The following is a 22925-nucleotide window of genomic DNA, read 5'->3' as shown; positions in this document are numbered from 1 at the left end:
TCTAAAGGGAGCTTTATTATCTTATTTATTTTCCTGCAAGTTTAAAAACACCTGGATAGATTATCTCTGCACGGCGTCATAATCAATAGTCACCCCGACTCCAAAGTGAATAAAAAGTTCAGGATATCCTTCTACAGGCAGCCAATAGGATATGATCGTTTTATCGCCAAACTCTATTTTTTTGAATGCGGATTGCTGCTTACTCAACGCCTGATCAGCCAAACAGCCTCTGTGTGCCTCAGGCGCGCCGTGGGTTGCACAGTTCATCCCCTTTATCCTTCCGATCGCTGCACAAGCATCATTAACGGCGATAACCTCTCTGCTTTTATGTACCAAAGTAGCAGGTTCCGGAAAGTTCCCCCACATAAGCTGAAATGCTTCGATTACTCTTTGATCAACTTCTATTTTTGATTTTTCCTTTACTCTCTGCTCTGCCTTTATAGCTTTTGCTGAACCATTTGCACTCATTTCTATTTTCCTCTCATTGCCAATATCATGTTTGATACTGTTTTTTCTTTAATGAGATGATTATATACTGTGAATGTGACCTATATGTGACCAATCATTCAGAAATAAAATTATACGGTGCACTGCAGATCAAATCTTGAATTTCTGAACAGCTGACTGCAATTCCTCCGCCAGTTTTGCTAAATGCATGCTGGCAGAAGCAATCTCCTCAACCGACGCAGACTGCTCTTCTGTAGCCGCAGCAATCGTTTCTGTCTCATCAGCTGCCTGCCGGCTTTCATCCTTGACAACACCTGCGGATCGTATCACATCTTCTGTTCCCGCAGTAAGTTCCTCCGCTGCGGCGGAAATATCTGTGATCTCGCCCGAAATACTCCGTACCATTTGCAATATATCCGTGAAATTTCTTTGTGCTATATTGACAAGTTCAGAGCCCGCTTCCACTTCCCGCTTGCTTTCCTTCATAAAGGTCACTGCCGTCTGCGTTTTACTTTGTATATCAGTAATATCCATCGTGATTTCTTTAGTCGCCTCTGCTGATTTCTCAGCTAACTTTCTCACTTCTTCCGCAACGACCGAGAACCCCCGGCCCTGTTCACCGGCACGAGCCGCCTCTATAGCAGCGTTCAAAGATAATAAATTCGTTTGTTCGGCAATTTCTGATATCAATCTTACCATATCACTGATACGCTTTGATTTATCTTCCAGATCATCCACCGCATTGGCTGTATTTGCCGTCGATTGTTCAATCATCTTCATCTGCTTTAAAGTCTCTTCGATTGCCTCATTCCCGGTGACAGCCGCATCAGAAGTTTTTTCCGCAGATTCAGAAACATTCATCGTGTTCTGCGTTACCTGATGGATGCCTTTTGCCATTTCCTCAACAACATTATTTGTGGCAATTGCTATTTCCACCTGCCGCTTGGTTCCATTTGCTACTTTATCAATGGAATTTGCTACTTGGTTGGCCGCATGTGATGACTGGTCAGCGCTGGCTGCAAGTTCTTCCGATGCCGCCGCAACCTGTTCCGAAGTATTTACCATCTGTTTGATCAAGGTACGTACATTGTTATTCATTTGGTGCATAGCTTGCGTAAGTTTTCCAAATTCCGTGCGGTCTTTCAAGGCATGTCCCTGGATTTCCTGCGAAAAGTCACCCATAGCAACATTGCCCAAAAAATCTACCGATTCACGCAGGCGCGACACTATTTCTCTGATAATTATAACACCCAGAAATACTCCTATTGCAATCATTGCAATAGTAAATACAAAAAATATTTGCTGCATACGATATAAGTTGTCATCCGATTGTTCCTTCATACTCTTGCTCTCATTTTCGGCAAGCATCGACATATCACTCAAAATTTGCAATGCGGCATTTGCCGACGGCTCCACTTTTGTCTTATAAACATTATAAGCTTCTGTATTTTTATTTTCTATCGCTAAGGCCAATGCCTCATTATTTGCTTCTTTATATTTAGGAATTATATCATTTAGTTTTTGAAAGTTTTGTTTCTGCTGATCTGAAAGATCCATTTTTCCCAACTTTGAAAAAATATCCGCATATTGACTTCGGCTGGTTTCTATATCTTTCTGCAATACTTTATTCTCTGCTGCATCTGAAGTCAGCATAAGCTCAAATATGTCGTTCCGAATCCGTCCGATAAGTATCTGATTATTATATGCCAATTTCGCCTGCATCATAGTATTCTGGTACATATTATCCAGATATAAATTGCTTTGCTTCAAATTCCAGTACCCGAATGCCCCTACAGTCAAAATGGCCATGCACAGTATTCCTACAAGTATGCCCAATTTTTGTTTGATTTTCAGTTGATGGAACCATTGCATATTACCACTCCTAGTCATATTTATTAAATAATTACTTCGTGTAAAATTATTTAAACCCTTTAAATATGATAATAAAAGTCAAAAAATTTTCATATTTTCGACTTTTATTAATTCAGCTCTTTTAAACAGCATTTATCTCATAGGAATTTTTTCGGCATTGCATTTATTAAAACCATTCTTTTATTAACGTTAACTAATTATAAAAATAAGTTGACATTATTTGCTTACGTGTTTACTCTAAAATAAGCATTAAATATCATATCTCCTGATCTATTTTTTATTTGGAGATTTAAAAAGACATCTATTTTAAGGAAGGTGCATATGCATGCCTCTGTACAGTTTAAAAATGAGAGCCAGTAAATCAGCTGAACATATTTCCGGTGCAGAAAAAATATTAAATGAAAAAGAACTCGATACAAATATAATGGCCTTGGTGCAAAGAGCACTCCACCACACAAAAGGGCAACCCGATCTTATAAATATCAAAATAGAAACGGTAGATGCTCAAAAGATAGAATATATTGACGCATTGCCCGTATCCTCTATCGATGTAGACTCACCGGCGCAAGGACAAAATATTCTTCTGGAATATCTAAAAAAACTGGGACTCAGAAACAGTTCATCAATTATAAAAAAATTTAAGGAAACTTATGCTATGCGGGGTGCCATGCTGCTTAATGCTGACACACTGGAACGTCTTGAACCAAATCTTGATCGCGGCATTCGTGCTACTTATATGGATGCGGAACATACAGCACTGACGGATAACGGCTGCTGCAAAAATCATTTTCAGGAAGCTGTTATACTCGCCAGTAAGGTAGCAAATGCCCCTAATATTATTGCGGAAATATGCATATCAGATGATCCTGATTATGTGACGGGATATATTGCTTCAAAAAAATTTGGCTATGTACGCATAACAAAGCTAAAAAAAGATGGCTGCCCGTACGGCGGACGTATATTTCTTTACCGCGGACGCAGCGGAGATAAATATGAATGTATAGATTACCTTGAAAAACAGCACGTCTTAGTCCGCAGCGTACCATCAGCCCCGGCAAAAAAGATCAAGGAAGCAGATCCCTGGCAATTTGTGCGCGATGATTTACAAGAACGCAAAGAAAGTTTCATTTATCGTGAAATGAAAGAAATGCATTCCGCTCAATGCTCACATGTATACAGTAATGGCCGCGACCTTCTTATGTTAGCTTCAAACAACTATTTAAATCTCTCAAATGATCCTCGTACCAAAAGAGCTGCCCAAAAGGCCACGGAACAATTTGGCACGGGTTCAGGAGGTTCACGTCTGCTTACAGGCACTTTGCCGCTTCATACAGTTCTGGAAAAAAATATTGCCAATTACAAAAACACGGAAGCTGCCCTGCTGTACAATACCGGGTATATGGCAAATGTGGGAATCATTACTGCACTTTGTGATAAAAACAGTGTTATTTTCAGTGATGAATATAATCATGCCAGTATCATTGACGGCTGCCGTCTCAGCCGTGCCCGAACGGTTATATACCGGCATAATGATATGACTGATCTAGCCGATAAAATAAGAAAAACACCTTGCTCCAGGGGGCTGATCGTCACAGATGCAGTATTCAGCATGGACGGCGATATTGCTTTTCTGCCGGATATCTTAGAAACAGCAAAAAAAAATCATTTGCTGTGCATGGTAGATGAAGCTCATTCCACCGGTGTTATAGGAAAAACAGGACATGGTATTTGTGAATATTTTGGACTTACGGCACAGCCTGATATTATAATGGGAACAATGTCAAAAGCACTCGGCAGCGAAGGCGGTTATGTATGCGGCAGCCGTCTTTTGATCGATGAACTGTGCAACAAGTCCCGCAGTTTTATTTTTTCTACCAGTTTATCACCGGCAGTAATTGCCGCTGCTGATGAAGCCCTAAGAATCCTGGCGGCTGAACCGCAGCATGTGAAACAATTGCAGAATAACGTTCAATACTTTTGTGACTGCCTCAAAAAGAACGGTATTTATTCTCATTCTGATTCAGCTATTGTTCCTATCAATATCGGTGATGAAAAGCAGAGTATGCAAATAGCGCAAAAACTTTTTGAACATAATATTTTTATACTGGCAATCCGCTACCCGACTGTAAAAAAAGGAAAGGCACTATTGCGAGCGGCTATTATGGCAACACATACTGAACAGGAACTGCATCATGCCGCAGATATCATTGCCAGATACGTTGATGAAAAATAGTATTTTATAGACAGACAAAAGCACCGCTCATATCAGGAAAATATCCGGCATGATTATTTTACTGATAATTTAATTTTGTTATGTTATAATAAAATTAATTTTAACAGAGGAGATTTGCGGATGATAAAATGGATAATTTCTGATATGGACGGTACTTTGCTTGATGATAACGGCAATCTTCCGCGGGACTTCGATGAAGTTATGCGAGAATTAAAACAGCGGGATATAATTTTTTCACCTGCCAGCGGCCGCCAATATTATGCATTGGTAAAACAGTTTTCAAAATATAAGGACGATTGGCTTTTTATCGCGGAGAATGGCACGATGGTGTCCAAAGGACGTGATCTGTTATTTTATGTGAGTCTGCCTGAAAGTCTGACAGGAACACTTATTCGTGCTGCAGCTTCTTTAAAAGACGTATATACCGTTGTCTGCACATGTAATGGCAGTTATGTCACGACAAATAATGAGGCTCTTCTGGCCGAAATGGGAAAATATTATACAAGACATACATTTATAGAAAGTTTTGATTCTATAAAAGAACCAATTATAAAAATTTCCATTTGTGATTGCAATAATGAAAATGTTAAAGAAAATGCTTACAAATATTTACTGCCATATGAAAAGGATGTTCAGGTCGTTATGGCCACTAATATGTGGGTGGATATTATGCCGAAGGAAATAAATAAGGGTATAGCCATTCAAAAACTTCAGCAGCAGCTGGGCATAAAACCGGAAGAATGTATGGCTTTCGGTGACTTTTACAATGACAGGGAAATGCTAAAGGTCGTAGGTGAAAGTTACGCTATGGAGAATGCCGTTCCTGAACTCAAAAAAATCGCAAAACATATCGCGCCGGCTAACAGCCGGGCCGGTGTGATGACAGTAATACAGGAAATGCTCGCCAAAAATTGAAACTGAGGCATGAATCATGAAAATAGATTATCATATGCATTTTGAATACGGTTCGTATGATTTGAACTGGGTCAAGGGATTTTTCGACAGTGCGCAAAAACGCGGCATTGAGGAAATCGGCATCTCTGAACACACGCATGGTTTTACTGATTTTAAAGAGCTATACTATGAGGATGTTGTCTATGATGATTCTTTCATCGGCAAATTTCAGAAAAAATGGCTGCAGACAAACAAGTTTAAATGTCCTTTGCGTGACTATATAAATTTTATTAATTTGCTCAAAAAAAATGGTTTTCCGGTAAAAACAGGTATTGAAGTATGTAACTTCCAAAATCAGGAAAAGGTCAGGGAAATTCTTTCCGGCCACAAGTTTGATTATATAATCGGCTCTGTACATTTTCTTCATGGCTGGGCATATGATTCGTCCCAGATAAAAGATGAATGGAAGCAGCACGACCTCAGAGACATTTATGAATGGTATACGGAAGAAGCGGAAAAATTATGTGCTTCCGGTTTATATGATATTCTCGGGCATCCGTTCAATATCCGTATTTTTAAATTTCTGCCTGATTTTGATGTAGAACCTTATCTTATCCGTGTCGCCGAAGCAATGAGGAAAGCTGATATGGCTGTCGATATCAACACCGGAACATATTATCGCTACCCGATCAAAGAGATTTCTCCTTATCCTGCTTTTATGAAGGCAGCGGCACACTGCGGTCTTCCCGTAATAACATCTTCCGATGCGCATAAACCGGAAGACTGCGGGGCATATATAGATGATGCCATCGCATACGCAAAATCATTTGGTTATAACACACGGATCAAATTCACGGACAGGAAACGTGAAATAGTGCCGATTGACTGATTAATGGTAATTTCATTATCAATATAAAAAACATAATTGGAGGGGAAGTATAATAATGTGTGCATTTCAAAAATTTCTGGTTCCTGTCGACGGATCGGCAGCAGCAGACAGGGCGGCAGCCAAGGCAGCAGAATTTGCCGGCATGACAGGAGCTCATATTGACCTCATCTATATAGCAGAGCTGCGCAACGGTCCTATGCCGCAGCATATTATTCGCCGTGAAGATATGCCCGCCGATGTTATTGAGGCATTGAAGAAAACAGGTGATGATATCCTTGAAAGAGTATACCAAAAACTTCCGTCGGAAATACAGAACAGAACTGTACTTCACACCGAAGCCGGTGATCCAAAAGAGATTATTTTAGAGATGGCCCAAATATTCAAAACAGATCTTATCGTTATGGGCACAAGAGGTCTTAATCCAGAACAAGCTATAATGATTGGCAGTGTAAGCCGTTATCTGATAGAATGTGCTGTATGTCCCGTAATGATCGTGCACTGAAAAAAGGCCGCTGTTTGTTTTCAAACAAACAGCGGCCTTTTACTGTGGCAAATTATAATTTTATAAGATCATATCTGCGTGATCCCATTCCCAGCTTTTCGCAATGGTCAAGGCATGACTGCCATTCCGTATCAGGATGATTATTATGGAAATGATCATGCAGCTGAGCCTCCTGAGGAGCCCGTTCAACATTTTCTCCTAATGCCGAATTACTTATAACAGGCGCCTGATTAACAAGATCAGCAGCAGCCTGATCTATGGCCACCGGATCAAACGATGCCAGCATTCCTATGTTTGGCACTATTGCAGCATCATTTTCTGCATGACAATCACAGTTTGGCGAAACATCAACGATAAGACTGATATGAAATTGCGGGCGATCATGCAAAATAGCACAGGCATATTCCGCCATTTTAAGATTGACCATTTTCCCCGCATTCCAATTGGTAGGGATTATAGCATTTGTAGGACAAGCTCCGATGCAGCGGCCGCAGCCTACACAGGCATCTTCATTAATATGGCACTTTCTGTTTTCGATTACAGGTGCGTCATGAGCGCAGGTTTTCCTGCACATGCCACAGCCAATACATTTTTCTTCTTTGACTGTTGGTTTGCCATCACAATGCATTTCCATTTTCCCTGCACGCGAACCACCGCCCATGCCGATGTTTTTTATGGCACCGCCAAAACCTGTCATTTCATGGCCTTTAAAATGCGTAAGAGAAATTATTATATCAGCATCCATAAGAGCATGCCCTATTTTTGCTTCTTTGATATATTCACCGCCAGGAACCGGAACATAAGCTTCATCTGTTCCTTTAAGACCATCAGCTATAATATTCTGACATCCCGTAGACATCGGGTTAAAGCCATTTATATTAGCCGTATCCAAATGTTCCAGAGCATCTTTGCGGGTGCCTACATAAAGCGTATTGCAATCTGTGAGGAAAGGTTTTCCGCCATATTTTTTCACAGAGTCCGCCACCACTCTGGCATAATTTGGACGGAGAAAAGAAAGATTTCCCAACTCGCCAAAATGAATTTTTATGGCAGCAAATTTTCCATTGAAACCGATACCGCCTATACCGGCTTTTTCTATGAGCTTATCGAGCTTTTGCAATAAATTATCTTTACCGGGATACACACGCATATCGGTAAAATAAACTTTTGCTTTTTCCATTCATAACACTCCTTTTAACAATCCAGCATATCTTTATCTGTTGCAATTGCTATTATAACAATTATTGATAAGACTATACAAGATACAAGAAAAGAAGTTATGGTAAAATATTCTCATGCACCCGCAGAACTGATAGGACAGTATCTATTTTTCATGCAAAAATCAGATCAATATTGACCTTCTCTTCCGTGATACAGGCACCACGGTTCTTCCGCCATATAATCGCCGTCATGATAATAAGCAGCTCTTGCCCTGCAGCCGCCGCAGGCCTTTTTATATTCGCATTTACCACAGCCGCCCTTAAAATCAAATGTGCGCAATTTATTAAGGACATCACTATTTTTCCATATTTCATCAAAAGGTGTTTCCCGAACATCGCCAAGCTGCATATTCAAATAGGCACAGGGCTGCACCTTGCCGCGCGGACTGATAATGCAGTAAGAATTCCCGGCAAGACACCCCCGCCTGAATCTCGTTTTTATTCCCATCTGGGAAGCAATGCGAATGAACTGCGGAGCACAAGTAGGCTTAAGTTCAATGGAGACCTCCTGCTGCTTTCTCATAATGCGCGCAAGAACATCCTCATAAGCACGTGCCCGCAAGGATTCCGTTTCAATGGTTTTTGCCCGTCCCGTTGGTACGAGAAAGAAAAAATGATGTGCGACAGCCCCTTCTTTTACGGCAAAATCGGTTATAGCTTCCAGTTCATGCTGATTCCAGTCCATAACTGTAGTATGTATTTGAAAGGGCAGTCCTGCCTTGCGGCAGTTTCTCATACCGCGCACAGCTCCCTCCCACGCCTTGTCAAATTTGCGGAATTTATCATGTTTTTCCTGGTCCATGGAATCAAGCGATATTCCCATTCCCATGGCCCCGGCTTCCTTCAGCCTAAACGCCATATCTTCTGTTATGAGAGTGCCATTGGTGCCAAACACAGAGCGGAGTCCGAGCTTGGTGGCATGCTCGACCAATTCCAGAATATCCGATCTCGTTAGAGGTTCTCCGCCCGAAAAGATCATTATTTTAAAACCGGCTTTGGCTATCTGTTCCAGAAGTGTTTTTGCTTCTTCTGTATCCAGTTCTTCATCAGCCTTGCAGCCGGCATCACGATAGCAGTGTTCACAATACATATTGCAGGCATTGGTCGTATTCCATGAGATTATCATTATATATACTCCTATATTATCGGCTTATACCAATTTCACTGTCAGTCAGATAGCAGGACGGATCTTCTTCCCAAAAACTGCCGTTTCTTGCCTCTGCGCGTGTACGGAAATTGCCGTTGCACACATCGAGATACTGACATTTACCGCAGCGCCCTTTAAGAAGGGGCTTGCGATCCTTCAAACCTGCCATTATCGGATGTGATACGTCCCGCCAAATGTCGCCGAATTTTCTTTCGCGCACATTGCCGAAAGTATAATACTGAGTAAATTGATCAGGATGTACATATCCCATGGGATCAACTTCCCCGAAAGCAATACCGGAACGGTTCCCCCCATTAAAGAAAGCATATTTCTTAATCTGCTCGGCAAGTGCGGTATTTCCTTCATTTACTGCTTTCAAATACATATATACACTGTCACAATGGTTGTCGACAGTAAGTATTTCTTTTTTCAGTCCGCGGCTTTCAAAATCACGCGTCCTTTTTATTATAATATCCATGGCCTGGCGCGATTGTTCGGGCAAAACATCTTCATCCATCATTTGTGTTCCTCGTCCTGAGTAAACCAGGTGATAAAAACACACACGATTGATGTTTTCCTCTTCGATAAAATCAAAAATGCTTTCCAATTCCTGTAAATTATGCTGATTTATCGTGAAACGCAGACCAACACGCTGACCGACGGCGACACAGTTTTCTATCCCCTGCATGGCTGCGGTAAAGGCACCCTCTCTGCCACGAAATTTATCGTTGACATCTTTTAATCCGTCCAAAGATATACCAACGTAACCCACACCGATATCTTTGATTCTTTGGGCATATTCCCTGGTAATAAGTGTTCCATTTGTAGAAAGAGTGGGTCTGATGCCTTTTTTTGCCGCATAATCGGCAAGCTCAAAAAAATCCGGGCGGATCAGGGGCTCTCCTCCGGAAAATAATAATACGGGAACTTTAAAGTCAGCCAAATCATCTATAAAGCGGACAGCTTCATCCGTATTAAGTTCATCGTTATATTTTTTGGCGTCTGAATCCATATAGCAATGACGGCACTTCAAATTACAGGTGCGTGTGCAATTCCAGACAACCACGGGACCTGCTCCTTCATGCACACCATTTTTAGCGTGACGCGCATTCTTTGTGTAACGCAGACTGTCTCCATAATAATCAGTAGCAAATAATAGTTTTGTAACGCTAATCATAAGCTGTTTATCTCCTATATGCTGTTATCATTAAATGTGAATATAATTCATATTTAATGATAACAGCAAGAACAATAAAGGTCAATCCTAAAACAAAACTTAATTTTTTTTTGCAGAAAAACACGTGCAAAAAAATATATAAAAATAGCCTTTGACAGCACGCATACATTTGGGGGAGTAAGCAGAAAAAAATAATTCTCTTATATTTGCACATAAGAGAATCAAACAGGCTGATAAATTTCATCTATGGATTATATTTACACGGCAGCAATATTACCACTTCTTTATAAACTGCATAAATTTCATATCAAAAGCCGTCTGCCTCCACGCTATTGATCATCTGCATATGAATCATTAAGTTCAAGATAAGGAACCGCGTTTAAATTCATATCGGCAAATTTACCGGTCAGTGATTGATAATAACCGCGGCAGGCAATCATTGCCGCATTATCAGTGCAAAGTATTTTGCTTGGAAAATAAAAATCTATATCGTTTTGCCGGCATTTTTCCGTTAATCTTTCCTCAAGCTGGCTGTTTGCAGCAACGCCTCCTGCCAGAACGATCGTTTTCATGCCTGTTGAACGAGCTGCCATTATCGTCTTGCAGACGAGGATATCTATGACTGTTTTCTGAAAAGAAGCCGCAACATCTGCTTTATTTATTGATATATTTTTCTGACCGGCATTATGAATATAGTTGATAACCGCCGATTTTAACCCACTGAAACTGAACTCATAATTATTATCTTTCATGAGAGCGCGCGGAAAATCTATAGCCTCTGGGTTTCCCTGCCTGGCCAGTTTATCGATCTGCGGACCGCCGGGATAGGGAAGTCCCAGCAGACGGGCAACTTTGTCAAACGCCTCTCCCGCAGCATCATCACGAGTCTGTCCAATCATGGAAAAGGAATTGTAGCCCTTCATATCAACAAGTGCCGTATGTCCGCCGGAAACGACAAGTGAAACAAACGGCGGTTCCAATTGGCGATGGGATAAAAAATTAGCAAATATATGCCCCTCAAGATGATTCACCGCCAGCAATGGCACCCCGAGAGAAAAGGCCAATGCCTTGGCTGCCGATACACCCACAAGAAGTGCTCCGACAAGACCGGGTCCGTATGCCACGGCTATCTGTCCGATGTCCTTAAGCTTCAGCTGCGCTTTATCGAGTGCCTCGTCAAGCACGGGCATTATATTGATTATATGTTTGCGTGACGCTATCTCAGGAACGACACCGCCAAATTTTTGATGGATGGGAATCTGTGTGGCAATAACATTGGCGAGTATTTTCCTGCCGTCTTCGATTATTGCCACAGAAGTTTCGTCACAGCTGGATTCTATTCCTAATGTAATCATTTTTCTCCTACTTTTTTTATTTTATCTATAAGCAGTCTGCTGTCAGTAATAATATTATCGTATTCCAGCGGCGGTCTGCCGATGACGACCACAAAAATACCGGCTTCTATCGCTGCGGAAAGCTTCGTATCGGAACCGCCGAGACTGCCGCTGTTTTTCATCACGACTACTTCAGCTTTCGTGTGCTCATACATTGATTTATTCAATTCCTTGGAAAAAGGTCCCTGCATGGCGATTACATGTTTGAGCAGAATGCCCTTATTTATACATGCCTGTATCGATTCCACGGCCGGCAGCACTCTGACAGTGAGCGTTTGCTCCGGCGATTTAATCTGTGCTGTGAATTCAGTAAGATGACGACTTCCCGTAGTGAGAAAAACATTGCGTCCCAATTCAAAAGCTTTTTTTGCCGCAGCTTCAAAGGAATTTGTTTTATAAAGTTTTTCATAATCCGGCAGGGAAATGGCGGGTCTTTCATAGCGAAGGTAATATATTCCCAGCTGACGGCATACCCGCATGGCAGTCTGTGAAATATTTACCGCATAGGGATGACTGGCATCAATGAATATTTTTGCATTGATATCCTGCAGTATTTTTTGCATTGCCTTTTCATCAAGCATTTGTTCGATAACTGTCAATTTTTGATGGCCGCTCAATAAAACTTTCCCGTAGCCACTGACAACAGAGGCGGTTACCTCATAACCGTTTTGCAGAAGCAACTGCGCTATCTGTCTGCCGTCCTGAGTACCGGCTGCCAGAAATATCATAACTTATAGCCCCGCGGTGTTATCATGAAATTGCCTTTAACGTAGGTATTGCTGTTGCCTATGATAACCAAAGAAAACATATCTATTTTTTCTTTGGTAAAGTTTTCCAAATCGGAAATAGTCACTGATTCATCATCACGGGTTGCCCCCCGCACTATTCCTACCGGCGTATTGCCAGGCTTATATTTCAATAAAATCTCACGTATTTCCTCAATATGTTCCACACGTTTACGGCTTTTGGGATTATAAAGCGAAATGACAAAATCTCCCTGCGCGGCAAATGCCGCTCTTTTTTTTATAAGCTCCCAGGGAGTAAGCAGATCGCTCAAGCTGATAACGGCAAAATCATGCATAAGAGGTGCTCCCAGAACAGCGGCAGCAGCATTTACGGCACTTACACCGGGTATTATTTCTATCTTTGGACGAATCGCCGGCTGCTCCTGCATCAGAAGCTCCAGCACCAGTCCTGCCATGCCATAGACTCCGGCATCGCCACTTGATACCACCGCAACGTCATGTCCGTCACAGGCTTCCCGCAATGCCATTGTGCAGCGGTCAATTTCCTGCATCATCCCTGTCCCGATCACTGCTTTCTCACCAAGCAAAGATTCGATCAATTTTATATATGTGTTATAGCCGACTATCGTATCGGCTTTTTCTATGGCTTTACGGGCACGCGGCGTCATATCTTCAAGACTGCCCGGACCTATGCCGATGACTGTTATTTTTCCCATGCTAATGCTACCGTCACTTTCTCAAATTTCGTTTTATTTAATACAAGTTTACTTTTCCCACCGGCAAGTGCAGCTGCTTCACAGACATTCCCCACACCTATTTGTTTTCTGACAAAAGCCGATTCCTTCAGTCCATAATATTCTATACTTTTTTTCAGAGATTCATTATCCCAAAATTTCAGGGGTATACCATATTTGCCGGCAGTAAGCAAAATTCCCTCTTCATCGGCCTTGACCTGTGTGCTTGCTATAAGAGTGATCTCATCTATGTCATAATCTATAAGTCTGCACGCTTTTTTCAGGCATTCTTCAATATGCTGCTGCTGCGTTTTACGTCTGCATCCAACACCGGCAATAAGTTTATGGCGCAGAAAGCAAAGTATCCCTTCCGCTTCAATGACCTTATCCGTGAGCAGCACTAAGGGCTTTCCTTCACCGTCTAATTCCTGTATGCTGAAAATTTTTGCACTTATCCCTTGTTTTTTAAGCATAGCCAGAAAGCGCTCACCGTGCGGCAGCTCTTTATCTATATAATAATTTATTGTTTTCCCCGCCAGTAAAGCGGTGTTAATAATTTTCACATTGGCAAGCGGTAAAACCCAAAAGCCCAAACGGCGCGCCACAATATCCGGGGCCTCCATACCGCCGATATCTGTTGCCGTCGTTATTACCGGAACAGCGCCAATCACCGCGGCTGCTTTTTCGGCAAGCTCATTGGCTCCGCCCAGATGCCCCGACAAGAGACTTACAGCATACCTGCCTTGTTCATCGATGACTACCACAGCCGGATCGACATCTTTCTTTACTATATATGGCGCCGTCATGCGTACGGCAATACCAACGGCACAAAAAAATATGACGCCATCATACCGGGCAAATATCGCCGGCATAATATCACGCATTTTTGTAAAGGAAATGACCGGCAGGCCTTCTTTATATTTACCTGTTTTTCCGTAAACATCACAAACTGCGCCAAGAGAGCCGCGCAGTTTTTCGGCGAGAAGAGCTCCATTAGCCGTGACAGCAATGATTGCATATCTCATCGTTGCCTATTTTTCCTCCGCCCCTGTACCCTTGCGATACATATGCGTGAACTCCGGAGCATAAAGCCGCGACAGCGCATAGTCACTTTCAAGGCAGTCCCCTACTATAATCATTGCCGTCTTGTCTATTGACTGCTCTTTAACTTTTTCTGCTATTGTTTTTAGCTGTCCGCGGACAACCTTTTGTTCCGGCCAGGAAGCTTTCTGCACAACGGCTGCCGGCGTATCAGACGAATAACCGCCCGCGATAAGTTCTTCCGCTACTTTGTCAAGCATATGCACGCTTAAAAATATGCACATGGTCGCCTTATGGACAGCAAGTGATTTGAGGCTTTCCTTTTCCGGTACAGGCGTACGCCCGGCATTTCTGGTTATAATCACGGTCTGCGATATTTCCGGCAAAGTATATTCCTGCCGCAAAGCTGCCGCGGAAGCCAGAAATGAACTTACACCCGGTACTACGTCAAAATCTATTGCCAGTTTCTTCAGCGCATCCATTTGCTCCTGAATAGCTCCATATATAGCTGGATCACCGGTATGCAGCCGCACAACGCTGAATCCTTTTTTTACAGCTTTTTCAATCGTATGAATTACCTCATCGAGCGTCATTGAAGCACTATTGTGTATCTGACAGCCGGGCTTCGCATAATCAAGAAGTGCCGGATTTACCAAAGAACCCGCGTATATGATAACATCGGCTTGCTGAAGAAGCCGCTGCCCCTTGACTGTGATCAGTTCAGGATCTCCCGGACCAGCGCCTACAATATGAACTGTATGCATATATAATCTCTCCTCAAAATGGTGAAAATTTTGAAATGTTTTCAATTGAACAATCATCTATTTTATTATAGCAAAATTGGTTTGCCGGGGCAATTTACGGTATACTTCATCCCCAGATAAAATAATATTTCTTTTCAGTATATATGGAAAAAATAAATTGGACTTCATAAAGATTTTTCGTTACAATATATTATAAAATATGCAGGAGGTATGCAATGAATATTTCTGTTGAACTTGTGCCGCGCACCGAAAAAGATTTGCGGGAAGAATTGCAGCTAATCAAGAATAATGATTTCCCGATCAGCTTGATTAATGTTCCCGAACTGCTGCGCTTTGACATTCATGGCTGGGAGGGAGCTGCTATTGCGCAGGAATATGAATTTGAAACTATGCCGCATATCAGAGCTCTTGATATAGATCTGCTCAATGAACTGCCTATGAAAAAATATCTCCGGGAAAGAAAGATAAAAAAAGTTCTGGTGATCACCGGCGATCCGCCTCAAAGTATGGCGACCAAAGTGTATCCGACAATAAGTACAGACATCATAAGCAAATTTCGGCAGGAAATGCCGGAAGTTAAAGTATATGCAGGAATAGACCAATACAGATCAAGCATGCGGCAGGAAATGTATCAGGTGCGCCGCAAACTGCAGGCAGGAGCAACAGGATTTTTCACCCAGCCTTTTTTTGATATGCGATATATAGAAATGTACGCAGAAATGCTTGAGGGTTTGGATGTGTACTGGGGCATATCGCCTGTTCTGTCCGAAAACTCGGTAAGCTATTGGAAAATAAAAAATAATATTATCTTCCCAAAAGATTTTGAACCCACATTAGACTGGAATATCAACTTTGCCCGCAAAGTCGGCGAATTTGTTGAAAGAACAGGCGGTAATATGTATATTATGCCAATAAAAGCCGATCTGGCAAAATATATGGGCAGTGTATTTATCTGACGTGCCTCCTGGCATTTTCAGATCATAGCCCGTCATTGTACGCGCAAAATACAGCACCGGCTCAAAAAAAGAATAAATTTTCGGATAGGAAGGACATGGATCGGCATGTATCATATGCTGCCCGTGCCGATCCTATACACTCGGATAAACTATAGATATTTTTTTAACGGAGAGGGAATAGAATGTATAAGATTTTAAAAAAAGAACTGCTTTCACCAAATGTCTGGCTTTACGACATTGAAGCACCGCGCATTGCGAAAAAAACCCAGCCCGGTCAATTTCTGATCATCCGCACAGATGAAGAAGGCGAACGCATACCATTGACTATCGCCGATTTTGATAGAGATAAAGGATACATATCAATCGTATTTCAGGAGGTCGGTGCCGGCACACAGGTATTGGGACAGCTGAATGAAGGAGATTCTATCCTCGATGTGGTTGCTCCGCTCGGCAAAAAAACTCATATTGAAAAAGATATGGGCACTGTGGTATGCATCGGCGGCGGTATCGGTGTAGCACCTGTATATCCGATTGCCAGAGGAATGCATCAGGCAGGCAATAAAGTAATATCCATCATGGGTGCGAAAAATAAAGACATATTGATTTTAGAAAAAGAAATGCGCGCTGTCAGTGACGAAGTAATGGTGACAACCGATGACGGTTCCTACGGTATAAAGGGATTTGTTACCAACGCGCTGCAGCAGATCATAGACCGCGGTGAGAAGATCGATGAAGTGATAGCTATAGGCCCTGTGGTAATGATGCGCAGCGTCGTCGAAGCAACCCGTCCCTACAAAATAAAAACGGTGGTAAGCCTCAACCCTATAATGGTAGACGGAACCGGCATGTGCGGCGGCTGCCGCGTGCAAATCGGCGAAGAAATCAAATTTGCCTGTGTAGACGGGCCGGAATTTGATGGTCATATGGTAGATTTTAAAGGACTTATGTCTCGACAGCGTATGTACAAAGATAAGGAAAAGACAGAATCTGATCATGTATGCAATCTGACAAAAGTCAAGGAGGCTCTCTGATATGGCACTAGTAATGAAGAAATATACAATGCCCGAACAGGATCCGGCAATTCGTGCGCATAATTTTGAGGAAGTTGCTCTCGGCTACGATGAAGAAACGGCCATAGCGGAAGCCAGCCGCTGCCTTAACTGCCAAAAACCGCGTTGTGTCCAAGGCTGTCCCGTTCAAATAGATATTCCGGGGTTTATTGCCAAAATGAAAACAGGCGATTTTTCAGATGCGATCGAAGTAATAAAAGGTTCTAATTCGCTGCCTGCCGTTTGCGGCCGTGTTTGTCCGCAGGAAAATCAATGTGAAAAATATTGTGTCATGGGAATAAAGGGCGAGCCTGTCGGTATAGGTCGTTTGGAAAGATTTGCTGCTGACTATGACTTGAATGAACAACAAAAAGGGGCTCCTGTTCAATGTGCCTCAGACGCTAAGAAAGTGGCAATCGTCGGATCGGGTCCTGCCGGTTTGTCCGCTGCCGGTGAATTAGCAAAAAAAGGCTACAAAGTCACCATTTTCGAGGCGCTGCACAAAGCCGGCGGTGTTTTGTCCTACGGTATTCCGGAATTTCGTCTGCCAAAGGAAAAAATAGTACAGGTAGAAATAGATGATTTAAAGAAGCTGGGTGTGGAAATACGTTTAAACACCGTGATAGGGAAATTATATACTGTTGATGAGCTGATGCAGGAAGAAGACTTCGGTGCTGTATTTGTGGCTACCGGAGCGGGCTTGCCTAGTTTTATGCACATACCGGGCGAAAATCTCAACGGTGTATATTCCGCCAACGAATTTTTGACACGCTGCAATCTGATGAAAGCATACAAATTTCCTCAATACCATACACCTTTGAAGGTAGGCGGTACAGTTGCCGTTATAGGCGGCGGCAACGTGGCTATGGATGCAGCACGCACTTCACTGCGCCTTGGCGCCGATCATGTATATATCGTTTACAGACGAAGCGAAAAGGAACTTCCCGCACGTCTGGAAGAAGTGCATCATGCAAAAGATGAAGGTATAGACTTTAGATTACTGAACAATCCCGTTGAAATAATAGGCAGTGATGACGGCAATGTAAAATCACTTCACTGTATCAAAATGGAACTCGGTGAACCGGATTCATCGGGCAGACGCCGGCCTGTCCCCGTTGCCGGTTCTGAATTTGACCTGCCGGTCGAAACTGTTATCGTTGCTATCGGACAGGGTCCCAATCCTCTTGTTCAGTCTACAACCCCTGATATGCTGACAAACAAACGCGGCAACATTATCGCTGACGAAGAAACAGGCGCTACAACAAAGGAAGGCGTATTTGCCGGCGGAGATATTGTCACGGGTGCAGCCACTGTCATTTTAGCTATGGGTGCAGGAAAGAAAGCAGCGCAGGCTATTGATAAATATTTAAAGGACAAAGGCTGAATTTATAACCGGCTGTAAAATACAGACTGCCCGCAAATAATTATTTTTGCAGGCAGTCTGTATTTATGATAAACCAAGCTTTAAATTTTGTCCGATGACTAACCCGCTCTAATACTCCCACTTTTGCAAGCGGTGAGTAAAGAGCGGCTAAGTCCCTGGATAATTTCGACTACTATTCAGGCGGCGTCAAAACACCGTCTGAATTAAGTCTCCATTTATAATGACAGGAGTGAATGATAATGATGAATTTTATCGCAATAGATTTTGAAACCGCCAACAGCGAACGCAGCAGCGCCTGCAGCGTTGCCTTGGTAGATATACAGGACGGTCGAATGGTCTCCTCATATAATACTCTGCTGAAACCGCCTTCCATGCATTTTGAACCGGGTAATATGGAAATAAACGGTATAACCCCGGACATGGTGGCAGACGCCCCCACCTTTGCTGATATTTATCCACAAATGCGCTCAATAATGGAAAACCGAATGGTCATCGCTCATAATGCGCCTTTTGATATGGGTGTTATGCGCTCCTGCATATGGCAGTACCATCTGCCGAAAATAAAATTTGATACCTGCTGCACTGTCCAGATTTCACGAAAGGTGTGGCCTGAGCTTGTCAACCATAAACTAAATACGCTCGGTGATTTTTTCAAAATATCATTTACACATCATGATGCACTGGACGATGCGAAAGTCTGTGCAAAAATTCCACTTGTCGCAGGACGTACTATCAATGCCGATGATATCTACTTATTACTTAATAAAATAGGCATGAAAGCTAATCCGTTTAAATGTTAAAAAGTGCTGCCGGGTTTTTATTTGCCGACAGTATTTTTTTAAAGGGGAGGATTTGCAATATGTTGAAGCTTGATACGGTTTTTACAAAATGCAAGTATTCCCTCTGTCTGCATTCTAGAAAGCTCCGCACACATGGCACTGCGATTTACAGAAAGAAAATCGGCCAACTCCTGCCGATTAAAAGGAATTACAAATTCACTGCTGCCGGCAAGCAGTGCCTGCTCCGAAAAATAGGATAAAAGCTTATCCCGTGTGGTTCGTTTTGTTATATGATTGATTTTGCATGTGAGCATATAGGCTTTTTTTGCCAGGGTAGATAATAAATTATGAATGAGCTGAGAATGATAAACACAATTTGCCGTACACATGGTAGTTATCCTCTGTACATCCATAAAAAGCACCGCGGCCTCCTCTGCTGCTATCGCACTGATATTTGTCGAAAGCAAAGGCTCACATGCATAAATTTCACCAAAAAGGCCTCCTTTTTCCACACGCAGCAGCAAACTGCGATTTCCCCAATAATCTTCTCTCTCAAGGGAAAGGCTGCCGGATAAAACAAGCCCCACATTAGTAATGTTTTCATTGGCATGAAAAACAGCTTCACCTTTTTCAAATTTTCCTATATAACTGCCCAGGCAAGACAACATAGCATATATTTCTTTATCCGATGCACCTATAAAGAACGCAGAAAGCTTTAATACCCTGATATATTCTTCATCCATTTTCTCAAAAATCTTATTGTTAAGCGAAAAAACTTTTTTCATAAAAATCACCTTTTGTTATATTTACAACAGCTATTTTTTTTATATTATAATAAAATATTATAGTAATCTCGATAGCAGTACACATTCTCGCCGCATTATTAAAAAATGCTGTATATTTTTGTAATAATTCCTGCAGTAAACAATATTATCTCTAAAGAGGAGGATACGATTTTGAAAAAATGGCTCATTGCTTATTCAAGTAATACAGGAAACACGAAAAAAATAGCGGAAGCTATGTTTCAGGCACTGAATGAAGATGAACGCCAAATTTATTCCCTGAAAGACCCCTTTGATGATCATCTTCTGACTTCATATGATATAATCGCAGTTGGTTATTGGCTTACCCGCGGCGGGCCTGATCCGCTTGCCAAAGAATTTCTGGCAAAAATAGAAAACCGTCAGGTTATCCTTTTCCAGACACATGGCACAGAGTGCGGCAGTGAACACAGCATCACAGCACTTGCACGAGCCGCAAGCTGTTTGGGTGAAGGCTGTGATATATTGGGTACTTTTTCTGCCCAGGGAAAAATAAACCCGACTTTATTGAACAGAAGAAGTTCTATAGCGGCAGATAATCCGCATGCTCCCACTGAGCACAATTTAAAAAGATGGGAAACTGCCTCCTATCACCCAAACCAAAAAGACTTTGATGATGCGATGTCTTTTATAGAAGCAATGAAAAGAAAGCTAGCCTTGCGGGAAGAATATATACTGCGCAAAAAAAGTAAGTAATGTTAAATAGAAAACGGGCCCTTTCCTAAGGCTCGTTTTTTTATTTTATCAGTTTTCATTCTTCCCGCAATAGTATTTTAGGAACAGGTAGACAATCCGTGCCGCCAGATACATTCTCATTTATGCCAAAATGCCGTAACTTTATTACGATCAATTTTACTTATATAAAGAGCCTTGTCTGCCTTATCCAGCAACGTAAAAATAGTCGAAGCGTCATCGGGATAATTTGCAACACCAATGCTCAGCGTACATCCATCGAGCATTGACTGTGCATTTATACGTATATTTTCTGCCATATTCAGCAGATCATTTTTATCTATGTCTCTTTTTAATATTGCAAACTCATCTCCGCCAAAACGAAAAACACTCCTTTCGCCGGCAAACTCCTTCATTATTGCAACTGCTTTTTGTAAAATTTTATCACCTGACAAATGCCCTGCTCTATCATTCAAGCCCTTAAAATGATCCAAATCCAAAAGTAAAAAACCAACATTTTTTATTATCCCGGACTGCATTTCATCATCGACTATCTTTAAAACTCTGTCAAAAGCCCTTCTGTTATACGCCTGAGTCAGTTGATCGAGATTAGCTGCTTCAGTCAAATTATCATATTCAGCCCGGGCTGTTTTCAAAGCGTCATTATATACTTCGACTATTTTACGAAACTCCTTTTTATAGTCAGATGTATTTAATCTTTTATAGCTCCCCTTTTTTAAATTGCCAAAAGCACTAAGCAATTGTTCGGTGGATTTAGCATACCTTCTTATAATATAAAGCGCCAAAGCAATAAATACAGTAGTCTCTATAACAAAAAAGCCCAGCATCTCATACATGACAGTATTCTTGCTTTTAATTATATCTGAAACAGGTGTCTTGACCACAACATGCCCACCTATATCAGCAATTTTACTGTAACCAATAAAATAATTCTCACCAAACATATTATTGGTCAATAATGAACCACTTTCACCAGTCATATCACCAAAAGTTTCTGCCTGCTGACCGATACGGTTTTTATCCGGACCATAAATAATAGCTCCATGAGAATCCATGACGATAGCAGTACCATAATTCCCAAAGATACCATTTTCAAACGGCGATGCAAGATTATCATCCGTCAGCCTGATAATTCCTGCCACAGCCCCTACAGCCTGATTATTTCTTATTATTGGCACGGATATGCGTATAAATTTGCGGCCTGTTGAACTGGTATGGACATTACTAATATGTGATTTTTTCTGCATTGCCTGCTTAAAAAAAGTTCTGTCTTTCAGATTAAAAACTGAAAGCACATCCTTATTGCCGGATATATTGAGAATATCACCATTTTCGTTCACTACCATCAAAATATCAACATCCTGAATAAAGTTGTTAATCTTATCCAATTCATACTTGCTGTCTCTAATATCATCATTCTCAGCAATACGGTTAAGTGTAGAATATATCCTGCTAAAATTTCTATCTATCTGACTGCGCATGTTTTCAGCAGTTTGTTTATTTATATCCAGCATCATAGAATTGATATGAGATAAAAAAGTTTTATCAAATATCAAAAACTGCATAATACATCCCATAATAAAAAAAGCACTGAATAAAAAGCATAGTCTATGTATAAATGTTATATTCTCTCCGAGCTTTTTTATTTGTTTGCCAGTACCGACTCTGCTCCTCAATTTCGCATAGCTGCCAATAATATATTTAATAATCATTTTCTTTGTAAGTATCCAATCAATTTTCCTTTCTATGAAAGAAATTACCTTTCACGCAAAATCTACAATTGCTGAATAAGATCTGTAAAAACTGTATTATATTTATAAAATATATATTATTATATAATATTCTATATGAAAGCCTATCTTCCTTTGATAATTATAATTACAATTGATATAAAAAATAAAAAGCCGGCAGAAAAATCTGCCGGCAAAAAATCAAGGACAAAAAAGACATAAAAAAACGTCTATGACAATAGTTTAACTAAAATCATAGACGCCTTCAAACCGGCAGCAACCTAATCTCCCAGGGGGCTGCCCCCCAAGTACCTTCGGCCTGTGGATGCTTAACTACTGTGTTCGGAATGGGAACAGGTGGATCCATCCAGGTATCGCCACCAGATGCTTCAGATCTTACTGCTTTAGCAGTCTAGAGATGAAGTACGCAAAGTGAGCATCGCGAACGACGCG

21 protein-coding genes and 1 rRNA gene are annotated in these 22925 nt (G+C 41.5%); 9 read left to right on the top strand and 13 right to left on the bottom strand.

Annotated features, from left to right (window positions below; all coding sequences use genetic code 11):
* Positions 1 to 60: 60 nt before the first annotated feature.
* Both NXG61_RS06325 and NXG61_RS06320 read right to left on the bottom strand, forming a co-directional pair.
* On the bottom strand, positions 61 to 468 hold the full coding sequence (locus NXG61_RS06325) for a hypothetical protein (RefSeq protein ID WP_307225235.1): 408 nt from the start codon (positions 466 to 468) through the stop codon (positions 61 to 63).
* Between the two features lie 129 nt (positions 469 to 597).
* Positions 598 to 2319 (bottom strand): methyl-accepting chemotaxis protein, encoded by a 1722-nt coding sequence (locus NXG61_RS06320; protein ID WP_196603387.1) that lies wholly within the window; start codon positions 2317 to 2319, stop codon positions 598 to 600.
* A 325-nt stretch (positions 2320 to 2644) separates the two neighbouring features.
* Between NXG61_RS06320 and bioF the strand changes: the two genes are divergently transcribed.
* The 4 genes from bioF to NXG61_RS06300 all read left to right on the top strand — a co-directional run bounded on the left by bioF (position 2645) and on the right by NXG61_RS06300 (position 6837).
* Complete coding sequence (gene bioF, locus NXG61_RS06315; protein ID WP_307225234.1) at positions 2645 to 4552, top strand: 8-amino-7-oxononanoate synthase; 1908 nt, start codon at positions 2645 to 2647, stop codon at positions 4550 to 4552.
* A gap of 120 nt (positions 4553 to 4672) precedes the next feature.
* Entirely contained in the window at positions 4673 to 5467 is a 795-nt protein-coding gene (locus NXG61_RS06310) for an HAD family hydrolase (protein ID WP_307225233.1), read from the top strand.
* A gap of 16 nt (positions 5468 to 5483) precedes the next feature.
* Entirely contained in the window at positions 5484 to 6335 is an 852-nt protein-coding gene (locus tag NXG61_RS06305) for a PHP domain-containing protein (RefSeq protein WP_307225232.1), read from the top strand.
* 55 nt (positions 6336 to 6390) lie between these two features.
* Positions 6391 to 6837, top strand: a complete 447-nt coding sequence (locus NXG61_RS06300; protein ID WP_196603383.1) for a universal stress protein — start codon at positions 6391 to 6393, stop codon at positions 6835 to 6837.
* Between the two features lie 52 nt (positions 6838 to 6889).
* Here NXG61_RS06300 and NXG61_RS06295 read toward each other — a convergent pair whose 3' ends face one another.
* From NXG61_RS06295 to cobM, 8 genes are all read right to left on the bottom strand, one after another.
* On the bottom strand, positions 6890 to 8017 hold the full coding sequence (locus tag NXG61_RS06295; protein ID WP_196603382.1) for a DUF362 domain-containing protein: 1128 nt from the start codon (positions 8015 to 8017) through the stop codon (positions 6890 to 6892).
* Between the two features lie 167 nt (positions 8018 to 8184).
* On the bottom strand, positions 8185 to 9183 hold the full coding sequence (nirJ2, locus tag NXG61_RS06290) for a putative heme d1 biosynthesis radical SAM protein NirJ2 (protein WP_307225231.1): 999 nt from the start codon (positions 9181 to 9183) through the stop codon (positions 8185 to 8187).
* 16 nt (positions 9184 to 9199) lie between these two features.
* On the bottom strand, positions 9200 to 10381 hold the full coding sequence (gene nirJ1 / locus NXG61_RS06285) for a putative heme d1 biosynthesis radical SAM protein NirJ1 (RefSeq protein WP_196603380.1): 1182 nt from the start codon (positions 10379 to 10381) through the stop codon (positions 9200 to 9202).
* A gap of 329 nt (positions 10382 to 10710) precedes the next feature.
* Positions 10711 to 11736 (bottom strand): tRNA (adenosine(37)-N6)-threonylcarbamoyltransferase complex transferase subunit TsaD, encoded by a 1026-nt coding sequence (gene tsaD, locus NXG61_RS06280; RefSeq protein ID WP_307225230.1) that lies wholly within the window; start codon positions 11734 to 11736, stop codon positions 10711 to 10713.
* A complete protein-coding gene (gene cobK, locus NXG61_RS06275; protein WP_307225229.1) occupies positions 11733 to 12503 on the bottom strand; it encodes a precorrin-6A reductase in 771 nt (256 codons plus the stop codon). The genes tsaD and cobK overlap by 4 nt, the downstream gene beginning before the upstream one ends.
* Entirely contained in the window at positions 12500 to 13237 is a 738-nt protein-coding gene (cobJ, locus tag NXG61_RS06270; protein WP_307225228.1) for a precorrin-3B C(17)-methyltransferase, read from the bottom strand. Before cobJ ends, cobK begins: the two co-directional genes overlap by 4 nt.
* Positions 13225 to 14280, bottom strand: coding sequence for a cobalt-precorrin 5A hydrolase (locus NXG61_RS06265; RefSeq protein WP_307225227.1), 1056 nt, complete (start codon positions 14278 to 14280; stop codon positions 13225 to 13227). The genes cobJ and NXG61_RS06265 overlap by 13 nt, the downstream gene beginning before the upstream one ends.
* 6 nt (positions 14281 to 14286) lie before the next feature.
* Entirely contained in the window at positions 14287 to 15060 is a 774-nt protein-coding gene (cobM, locus tag NXG61_RS06260) for a precorrin-4 C(11)-methyltransferase (protein ID WP_196603375.1), read from the bottom strand.
* 215 nt (positions 15061 to 15275) lie between these two features.
* On the opposite strand from cobM, the gene NXG61_RS06255 reads away from it, so the two are divergent.
* The 4 genes from NXG61_RS06255 (at position 15276) to NXG61_RS06240 (ending at position 19249) form a co-directional block, all read left to right on the top strand.
* Positions 15276 to 16016, top strand: a complete 741-nt coding sequence (locus NXG61_RS06255) for a methylenetetrahydrofolate reductase (RefSeq protein WP_196603374.1) — start codon at positions 15276 to 15278, stop codon at positions 16014 to 16016.
* Between the two features lie 182 nt (positions 16017 to 16198).
* Positions 16199 to 17047: a sulfide/dihydroorotate dehydrogenase-like FAD/NAD-binding protein gene (locus tag NXG61_RS06250; RefSeq protein WP_196603373.1), complete on the top strand. Its 849-nt coding sequence runs from the start codon at positions 16199 to 16201 to the stop codon at positions 17045 to 17047.
* 1 nt (position 17048) lies between these two features.
* Positions 17049 to 18449: an NADPH-dependent glutamate synthase gene (gene gltA, locus NXG61_RS06245; protein WP_196603372.1), complete on the top strand. Its 1401-nt coding sequence runs from the start codon at positions 17049 to 17051 to the stop codon at positions 18447 to 18449.
* 239 nt (positions 18450 to 18688) lie between these two features.
* The gene (locus tag NXG61_RS06240; protein WP_231038448.1) at positions 18689 to 19249 is read left to right on the top strand and encodes a 3'-5' exonuclease; all 561 of its coding nucleotides are present in this window, start codon (positions 18689 to 18691) and stop codon (positions 19247 to 19249) included.
* 38 nt (positions 19250 to 19287) lie between these two features.
* Here the strand turns inward: NXG61_RS06240 and NXG61_RS06235 are convergent, their stop codons facing one another.
* On the bottom strand, positions 19288 to 20013 hold the full coding sequence (locus NXG61_RS06235) for a Crp/Fnr family transcriptional regulator (RefSeq protein ID WP_196603370.1): 726 nt from the start codon (positions 20011 to 20013) through the stop codon (positions 19288 to 19290).
* 171 nt (positions 20014 to 20184) lie between these two features.
* On the opposite strand from NXG61_RS06235, the gene NXG61_RS06230 reads away from it, so the two are divergent.
* Positions 20185 to 20745 (top strand): flavodoxin family protein, encoded by a 561-nt coding sequence (locus tag NXG61_RS06230; protein ID WP_196603369.1) that lies wholly within the window; start codon positions 20185 to 20187, stop codon positions 20743 to 20745.
* Between the two features lie 116 nt (positions 20746 to 20861).
* On the opposite strand, the gene NXG61_RS06225 is transcribed toward NXG61_RS06230, so the two are convergent.
* Both NXG61_RS06225 and rrf read right to left on the bottom strand, forming a co-directional pair.
* Positions 20862 to 22307 (bottom strand): diguanylate cyclase, encoded by a 1446-nt coding sequence (locus tag NXG61_RS06225; protein WP_196603368.1) that lies wholly within the window; start codon positions 22305 to 22307, stop codon positions 20862 to 20864.
* 433 nt (positions 22308 to 22740) lie between these two features.
* Positions 22741 to 22857 (bottom strand): 5S ribosomal RNA (gene rrf, locus NXG61_RS06220).
* Between the last annotated feature and the right edge of the window lie 68 nt (positions 22858 to 22925).

This window comes from Pectinatus haikarae, assembly GCF_050916305.1.
In the GTDB taxonomy this organism is placed as follows: domain Bacteria; phylum Bacillota; class Negativicutes; order Selenomonadales; family Selenomonadaceae; genus Pectinatus; species Pectinatus haikarae.
Note: the sequence above shows the minus strand (reverse complement) of the source record. Positions and strands in the feature narration are given on the sequence as shown.